1 protein-coding gene is annotated in these 1077 nt (G+C 71.5%); it reads right to left on the bottom strand.

The genetic code is table 11. The features are described from left to right. Positions 1 to 166: 166 nt before the first annotated feature. Positions 167 to 1077, bottom strand: a 911-nt coding sequence (locus HUK84_RS19725) for a gamma-glutamyltransferase (protein WP_176641721.1), incomplete at its 5' end; no start/stop codon positions are given.

Consider the following 1077-nt stretch of genomic DNA (forward strand, 5'->3'; position numbering starts at 1 on the left):
ATCCAGGCGGCGATCCGGTCCAGGGTCGCCGCGTGCCCGCCGCCCAGATAGGGCCGGAACAACTGCCCCGGCACGTCCGAATAGGGTACCTCGCCCAAAAGGTCGCACCGCGATACCGCGCGGGCGCCGGAAGGGCGATCACGCGGGAGCGGATCGGGCGTCGCGGTCACCATGCCGCCACCATGCCGTCGCTGCGCGGGTCGGATGCGCCCTCGATCAGGCCGGACGGATGCAGGACCAGGGCGCCGGCATGGCCCATGGTGGATGTGAAGGCGGGCATGGGCTCCAGCGCGTGTCCGGCCCGGGCCAGGCCGGCGATGACGTCCGGGGCGAACCGGTCCTCATATTTCAAGCTCGTGCTGTCCTCGCCCCAGGTCCGGCCGAGCAGCCAGCGCGGCGCGGTGACGGCCTGCTGGAGCGTCATGCCGTAGCGGGCGTAGCGGGTGAACAGGGCGGCCTGGGTCTGGGGCTGGCCCTCGCCGCCCATGGTGCCGTAGACCATGGTCCGCCCGTCCGCGAAGCGGGCGCCGGCCGGGTTGAGCGTGTGGAAGGGCTTGCGGCCGGGACGCAGCGCGTTCCAGCCATCCTCGGCCAACCGGAAGCTGCTGCCGCGATTCTGCCAGACGATGCCGCTGCGCGGCAGGACCAGGCCCGAGCCATATTCGAAATAGATGCTCTGGATCATGCTGACGGCGACGCCGTCGGCATCGACGGCACCCATCCAGGTGGTATCGCCGGCCTGGGACGGCCGGGGCCAGGGGGATGCCGCCGCCGGGTCGATCGCGGCGGCCATGGCGTCCAGTCCGGCCGCGTCGTCCAGGATGGCCTGGGCATCGGTGGTCATGAAGGCCGGATCGCCGACATGGGCGTCGCGATAGAGGAAGGCCTGCTTGGTGGCTTCGACCAGTCCGTGAATATGGTCGAACCCGTCGGGGCGGTCGGCGCGCAGCCGGTCGAAGATGGCCAGGATCAGCAGCGAGGCCACGCCCTGGGTCGGGGGCGCCATGTTGAACAGGCGCGCGCCGGTGATGTCGACATGCAGCGGGGGCCGGACCGTCGCGTGGTGCGCGGCGAGGT

The organism is Nguyenibacter vanlangensis (assembly GCF_013376155.1).
GTDB lineage: Bacteria > Pseudomonadota > Alphaproteobacteria > Acetobacterales > Acetobacteraceae > Gluconacetobacter > Gluconacetobacter vanlangensis.